The following is a 6,416-nucleotide window of genomic DNA, read 5'->3' as shown; positions in this document are numbered from 1 at the left end:
TCGGCGGCCGCCGCCGGGACGGGGGCCGCCCGCAGCGCCGCCACCGCGGGCTCGGCGCCCGCGACCGCGTCGTGCATCGCCGTCACCTGGCCGGGGTCGAGGGTGTACCCGAGCCGCGCGGCGAGGGCGCCCAGCTCGTCGGCCGTGCTCACCGGACGGTGGCCTTGCCGCTGAGCAGCGCCTTCGCCACCACGCCGCGCAGCACGTCGTTGGTGCCCTCGCCGATCGACATGAGCGGGGCGTCGCGGTAGAGCCGCTCCACCTCGAACTCGGTGGAGTAGCCGTAGCCGCCGTGGATGCGCATCGCGTCGAGTGCGCACTCCAGGGCCTGCTCGGACGCGAAGATCTTCGCCATCCCGGACTCGGTGTCCATCCGCACGCCGTCGTCCATCCGCGACGCCGCCCAGTAGGTCATCAGCCGGGACGCCTGCAGCCGCACCGCGGTCTGGGCGAGCCGCTGCTGGACGGCCTGGAAGTCGCCGATCGGCCTGCCGAAGGCCTCGCGCTCGCGGGCGTAGGACAGGGCCTCGTCGTAGGCGCGCTGGGCGATCCCGACGCTGCGGGCGGCGATGTTGATCCGCCCGGTCTCCAGCGAGGAGAGTGCCTGCTGCAGGCCGCGTCCCTCGACCCCGCCGAGCAGCTGCGACGACGGGACGCGCACGCCGTCGAGCACGACCTCGCAGGACTCGGTGCCCTTGTAGCCGAGCTTGCCGATGTCGGCGGTGACCTCGAAGCCGGGGGTGCCCGCCTCGACGAGCAGGATGCTCATGCCCGTGTGCGCGGGCGAGGCCGACGGGTCGGTCTTGACCAGCACCGGGAGCGGGTCGGCGTGCCGGGCGTTGGTGATCCACATCTTGGTGCCGTCGATGACGTAGTCGTCGCCGTCGCGGCGGGCGGTGGTGCGGATGCCCTGCAGGTCGGTGCCGGCGCCGGGCTCGGTCAGCGCGATCCCGGTGCGCCGCGCGCCCGTCGCGAGCTCCGGGAGGTAGCGCTGCTTCTGCTCCTCGGTGCCGTGGTTCGCGAGCAGGAAGCAGGACACCGAGTGGCTGCCGAGGATGCCGGCGATGCCCATCCAGCCCCGCGAGATCTCCTCGAAGGTCAGCGCGAACGAGACGGTGTCGGCGGCCAGGCCGCCGTAGGACTCGGGGACGGCCAGGCCGAAGAGTCCGAGCTTCTTCATCCCCTCGACGATCTCGGTGGGGTAGCGGCCCGACTGCTCCCACTCCCGCGCGACGGGGACGATCTCCTTGTCGACGAAGGCGCGCAACGTGTCCCGGTAGAGGCGCTGCTCGTCGGTGAACCGGAAGTCCATGTCAGTCCTTCCCCAGCGCGCCGGAGCTCCGGAGCGCGGTGATCCTGGTGTCGTCGTAGCCCAGCTCGCGCAGGACGCGGTCGGTGTCGGCACCCATCACGGGTGCGGCGCGGGTCGGGGCCCGGTCGGCGCCGGGCGGGCCCACCCGGACCGCGCTGCGCAGGGTGCGGACCGGGCCGAAGTCGGGGTGCGGGGTCTCGGCGACGAGGTCGCGCTCGACGGTGTGCGGGTCGGTCAGCGCGCCCGCGACGTCGCGGACCGGGGCGCACGGGACCGAGGCCGCGTAGAGCGGGGCGAGCCACTCCGCGACCGTGCGGGTCCGGAACAGCGCCTCGAGCTCGGGCAGCAGCGCGTCGCGGTGCAGGTTGCGGTCGGCGAAGGTCGCGAAGCGGGGGTCCTCGGCCAGGTCCGGGCGGCCCAGCACGACGGTGAGCCGCTGCCAGAACTTCTCCTTCGCACACCCGACGACCAGCCAGCCGTCGGAGGCCTCGAAGGCCTGGAAGGGCACCAGCGAGGGGTGGGCCGACTGCCGGGTGCGCACCGGTTCGAAGCCCGCGGTCAGGTGCCAGGTCCCGGGGTAGGCGAGCAGGCTCACCGCGGTGTCGTAGAGCGAGACGTCGCAGTCCGTGCCGACGCCGTCGCGCCGCGCCCCGTGGATCGCGCCCAGCAGCGAGATCGCGGCGACGTAGCCGCCGCAGTAGTCGACCAGGCTCGGCCCGGTCTTCTGCGGGGCGCCGCCGGGCTCACCGGTCAGCGACATCCAGCCCGCCAGCGCCTGCAGGACGTAGTCGTAGCCCGGCTCCGCCGAGCGCGGGCCGGTCATCCCGAACCCGGTCAGCGAGCAGCAGACGATCTGCGGGTTGACCTCCTTGAGGTCGTCGTAGCGGATCCCCAGCGTCGCCGGGACGTCGGCGCGCAGGTTGGAGAACACGGCGTCGGCGGTGCGGACCAGGTCGTGGAACACCTCGCGGCCCTCGGGGGTGCGCACGTCGAGGGTGACCGAGGACTTGTCCCGGTTGAAGGACTGGAAGAACAGCGAGTCGCCCGGCGCGGTGTAGGGCGGGATCGCGCGGCCGACGTCACCGCCGACCGACGGGTCCTCGATCTTGATGATCTCCGCGCCCAGCTCGGCGAGGTGCATCGACCCGAACGGGCCGGCGCCGTACTGCTCCAGCGAGACGATCCGGATGTCCTCCAGCGGCCGCCGGGTCACGCGCCCTCCACCGTCAGCGGCTCCGCGGCCTGCGGGAACAGCGACGACGCCCCGCCCACCTCCCGCTTGTGTACGTAGAAGGTCCGCCGGAAGCTCAGCACCTCGACCGCGTCCTGGTTCAGGGTGCGGGTCCGCACGGTGACGATCCCGGCGGTCGGGCGGGACGAGGACTCGCGCTTGTCCAGCACGATCGACTCCGACCAGATGGTGTCCCCGGCGAACACCGGCGCGGTGAGCTTCAGGTCGTCGAGCCCCAGGTTGGCGAACGCGTTCTGGGTGGTGTCGGTGACCGACTGGCCCATCGCGATGGAGATCGTCAGCGGGGAGACGACGAGCATCCGGCCGAACTCGGAGGACTCGCCGACCTGGCGGTTGAAGTGCGCCTGGTTGGTGTTCATGGTCAGCAACGTGAACCAGGTGTTGTCGGTCTCGGTGATCGTCCGGCCCAGCGGGTGCTGGTAGACGTCGCCGGTCTCGAAGTCCTCGTAGAAGCGTCCCTGCCAGCCCTGCTTGATCGTCACGTGCGTGTCGTCCTTCCGGTGGGGGGTGGTCATCCGCGCTCGATGTCCTCGAGGCGGCGGTTCGTGGTGCGTTCGCCGAACAGGGCCATGACCAGGCCGAGCAGCAGTGCCGCCGCGGCGAGGTAGACGTAGACGGCGGTGAGGCCGAGGCCGGCGAAGGTCGCGGCGACGAGGAGGCCGCCGGCGACCCCGGCGAGCCGACCGGAGCCGTTCGCGATGCCGGAGCCCAGACCGCGCAGATGCAGCGGGAAGACCTCGGCGATGTAGGTGTAGAGGACCGGCACCGTCGCCTGCATGAACATCGCGGCGAGGAATCCGGTCACCGCGATCGCGACCGGGTGCGTGACCAGGCCGAACGCGAGCACCAGGCCCGCGGAGAGGGTCTGCAGCACCAGGACGACCGCGCGCCGGTCGAAGCGGTCCACCACCGGCGCCACGAGCAGCGCTCCTGGCACGGCGGCGATCGCGAGGACCGAGGCGAAGGTCAGGCTCTCGGCCGTGGTGTACCCGCGCTCCACGAGCAGCGTCGGCACCCAGGAGCTGAAACCGTAGAACGACAGGATCAGGAACACGCAGGCCGTCGAGGCGACCACGGTCCGGCGCAGCGTCGCGCCGCGCAGCAGGTCCGACAGCCGTCCCTCGGGCTTCGGGGGGTCGGGGACCGGTTCGGGCAGGTCGGTGCCGAGCTGCGCGCGGGCCTCGTGCTCCATCCGGGCCACGAGCCGTTCGTCGCGGGGGTCGGGGGACCGGCCCTGTGCCGAGCGCCAGCGGACCGACTCGGGGACCGTCCGCCAGGCGACGAGGGCGACGACCGCGCCGAGCGCGCCCACGACGAAGACCCAGCGCCAGGAGCCCGGTCCGAGCGGGACGACGATCCGGGCCAGCCACGCGGCGATCGGGATGCCGGCGAGGCCGACGGCGAGCAGCAGCGCCTGGTACCGGCCCCGCAGCGAGCGCGGGAACATCTCGCTCACCCAGACCAGCAGGACCCCGGTCGTGGCCTGCAGCCCGAACCCGGTCAGCACCCGCAGCACGCCCAGCGACCAGGCGTCCCAGCTCAGCGCGCTCAGCAGCGAGCAGACGGAGAAGAACAGGACGGCCCCGAGCAGGACGGGGCGGCGGCCGTAGCGGTCGGAGAGGCGGCCGCCGACGATCGCCCCGGCGAACATTCCGACGAACGCGGCCGAGGTGACCGCGCCGACCTCCCCGATGGACAGCCCCCACTCGGCCCGCAGCGCGGGGGCGGCGTAGGCGAAGGAGTTGAGGTCCACCAGGTCGAAGACGAACAGCGCACCGAGCACCCCCACCCAGCGGCGGTGTGTCGGGGTGGCGACCGGGATGCGGTCGAGCCGGGCGGCCAGGTCCGTGACGGGGGCCGGAGCGGGCGGCACACCGGCCGCCTGCCGGTCACCGGGTGGGTCGACGGTCATCGCGTACTCCCCTCGGCGGGCGCCGTCGCCCGCCTTCCGGTCCGCGGGGCCGACCGGACCCGCCTCCGCACGGTAAACATCAGACACTTTCAGAAGCAAGACCCTCCAACGGTCACGAGCTGCTGGAAGTGCTCGACAGATCTGTCAGACCTATACCGCCGGGTGATGGTCCCGGGCAACGCCCGACCGGTACCCTGGAACGGGTCGCGGGACGCGCGGCACGATGGACGACAGGGCGGCGGCGTGAAGATGGGTGCGACCCGGGATCCGCGTGACGGCGTCACCGTGCCGACCGACGCACCGGCGGGGGAGCGGCCCCGCGACGGTCACCGGCCGCCGACGGCGCGGCTGCGGGTCCAGCGGGTCCGTCCCGCCTACCGGCAGGTGGCCGACGAGCTGCGCGCGCAGATCATGCGCGGTGCCCTGCCCGCCGGCACGCGGCTGCCCGCGGAGTCCGAGCTGACCGGCATGTTCGGGGTGAGCCGCTCCACGGTCCGCGAGGCGCTGCGGGTCCTGGCCAGCCAGCACCTGATCGACACCCGGCGTGGGGTGCAGGGCGGCTCGTTCGTCGCCGCGCCCGACCCCGCCCGCCTGGTCGAGGACGTCGGCGGTGCGCTCGGGGTGCTGGTCGCGACGCCGCAGCTCGGCATGGCGGACCTGCTGGAGGCCCGGCTGCTGCTCGAGCCCGCGGCGGCCCGGCTGGCCGCCCAGCGCGCCGCCCCGGAGACGATCGAGGCGCTGCGCGCCGCGGCGGCGGCACCGCGGGACCCGCGCGACCCCAGCGGGTTCGTCGAGCACATGGACTTCCACACCACGGTACTCATGGCCACCGGCAACCTGATGATCACCATGATGGGCCAGCCGGTGGGCGACGTGCTCCGCACCCGGCTGAACCGGCACGTCGTCGCGGCCGAGCACTGGGCGGAGGTCGACGCCTGCCACACCACGATCACCGAGCACATCGCCCGGGGCGAGGCGGCGCAGGCCGAGGAGGCCATGCGCAGCCACCTGCTCGACCTGCGCGACATCTACGGCCGCCCGGGGGCGTGGAAGTCCGACTGAGCGCCGCGCACGGCAGGATGGACGCGTGCGCACCGTCCTCGACCTGCTCCGGCTGCTGGCCGACCGGGCCGACGGCGATGCCCGCGACGGCGAGCTGGACCGCGTCGTCGCGGAGCTGGCGGCCTCCGAGCCGGAGGCCGGCGCGCTGACCCTGCGGGTGCGGGCGGCGATGGACGCCGGGCGCCGCCGTGAGTCCGAGCTCGCCGCGCTGGTCGGCATCGCCCGCGACCTCGCCTCGGAGTCCGACCCCGGCTCGGTGCTGCAGGCGATCGTGCGCCGGGCCCGCGGGCTGCTCGGTACCGACGTCGCCTACCTGACCCTGCACGACCCCGAGCGCGGGGACACGTTCATGCGGGTCACCTCCGGGTCGGTCTCGCACCGCTTCCAGTCGCTGCGGCTCCCGCTCGGGGCCGGGCTCGGCGGCCTCGTCGCGGCCAGCCGCACCCCGCACTGGACCGGCCGCTACGCCGGCGACGGCCGCTACCGGCACACCGAGGAGATCGACACCGCGGTCGCCGAGGAGGGCATCGTCGGCATCTGCGGCACCCCGCTGCTGGTCGACGACGAGTTCGTCGGCGTCCTGTTCGCCGCCAACCGGTCCGCCCGCCCCTTCACCGCCGAGGACGTCGCCCTGCTCGGCTCGCTGGCCGCGCTCGCCGCGGTGTCGCTGGTGCAGACCCGCCGCCTCGCCGACACCGCCACCACGCTGCGCGAGCTGCGCGGCGCGCACGCCGCGATCGCCGAGGCCGCCGACGCCCACGACCGGTTCGCCGGGGTCGTCCTGGAGGGCGGCGACGTCGGCGACATCGCCGAGGCGCTCGGCAGGCTGCTCGGCGGGTGGGTCGCGGTGCTCGACGGCGACGGCGCCACCGCTGCGG

Annotated in this window: 6 protein-coding genes; 2 read left to right on the top strand and 4 right to left on the bottom strand. The window is 73.8% G+C overall.

Features of this window, described 5'->3' with window-relative positions:
• Positions 1–148: 148 nt before the first annotated feature.
• The 4 genes from NH602_RS26695 to NH602_RS26680 are packed head-to-tail and all read right to left on the bottom strand — an operon-like array spanning position 149 to position 4,476.
• Positions 149–1,312 (bottom strand): acyl-CoA dehydrogenase family protein, encoded by a 1,164-nt coding sequence (locus NH602_RS26695; protein WP_253069217.1) that lies wholly within the window; start codon positions 1,310–1,312, stop codon positions 149–151.
• A 1-nt stretch (position 1,313) separates the two neighbouring features.
• Complete coding sequence (locus NH602_RS26690; RefSeq protein ID WP_073574388.1) at positions 1,314–2,525, bottom strand: CaiB/BaiF CoA-transferase family protein; 1,212 nt, start codon at positions 2,523–2,525, stop codon at positions 1,314–1,316.
• Positions 2,522–3,079: a MaoC family dehydratase gene (locus NH602_RS26685; protein ID WP_073574387.1), complete on the bottom strand. Its 558-nt coding sequence runs from the start codon at positions 3,077–3,079 to the stop codon at positions 2,522–2,524. The genes NH602_RS26690 and NH602_RS26685 overlap by 4 nt, the downstream gene beginning before the upstream one ends.
• A complete protein-coding gene (locus NH602_RS26680) occupies positions 3,076–4,476 on the bottom strand; it encodes an MFS transporter (RefSeq protein ID WP_083658092.1) in 1,401 nt (466 codons plus the stop codon). Before NH602_RS26680 ends, NH602_RS26685 begins: the two co-directional genes overlap by 4 nt.
• A gap of 249 nt (positions 4,477–4,725) precedes the next feature.
• On the opposite strand from NH602_RS26680, the gene NH602_RS26675 reads away from it, so the two are divergent.
• Positions 4,726–5,538 carry a FadR/GntR family transcriptional regulator gene (locus NH602_RS26675; RefSeq protein ID WP_246352728.1) on the top strand — a complete coding sequence of 271 codons (813 nt, stop codon included), beginning with the start codon at positions 4,726–4,728 and terminating at the stop codon, positions 5,536–5,538.
• Positions 5,539–5,563: 25 nt separating this feature from the next.
• Positions 5,564–6,416: GAF domain-containing protein (locus tag NH602_RS26670; protein ID WP_253069216.1), on the top strand; the 853-nt coding region annotated here is incomplete at its 3' end.

It is taken from the genome of Pseudonocardia sp. McavD-2-B (assembly GCF_024124365.1).
In the GTDB taxonomy this organism is placed as follows: domain Bacteria; phylum Actinomycetota; class Actinomycetes; order Mycobacteriales; family Pseudonocardiaceae; genus Pseudonocardia; species Pseudonocardia alni.
Note: the sequence above shows the minus strand (reverse complement) of the source record. Positions and strands in the feature narration are given on the sequence as shown.

Coding starts and splice junctions, on each gene's coding strand:
- NH602_RS26685 (WP_073574387.1), bottom strand. CDS start 3,079: ATGACCACCCCCCACCGGAAGGACGACACGCACGTGACGATCAAGCAG.
- NH602_RS26695 (WP_253069217.1), bottom strand. CDS start 1,312: ATGGACTTCCGGTTCACCGACGAGCAGCGCCTCTACCGGGACACGTTG.
- NH602_RS26680 (WP_083658092.1), bottom strand. CDS start 4,476: ATGACCGTCGACCCACCCGGTGACCGGCAGGCGGCCGGTGTGCCGCCC.
- NH602_RS26675 (WP_246352728.1), top strand. CDS start 4,726: ATGGGTGCGACCCGGGATCCGCGTGACGGCGTCACCGTGCCGACCGAC.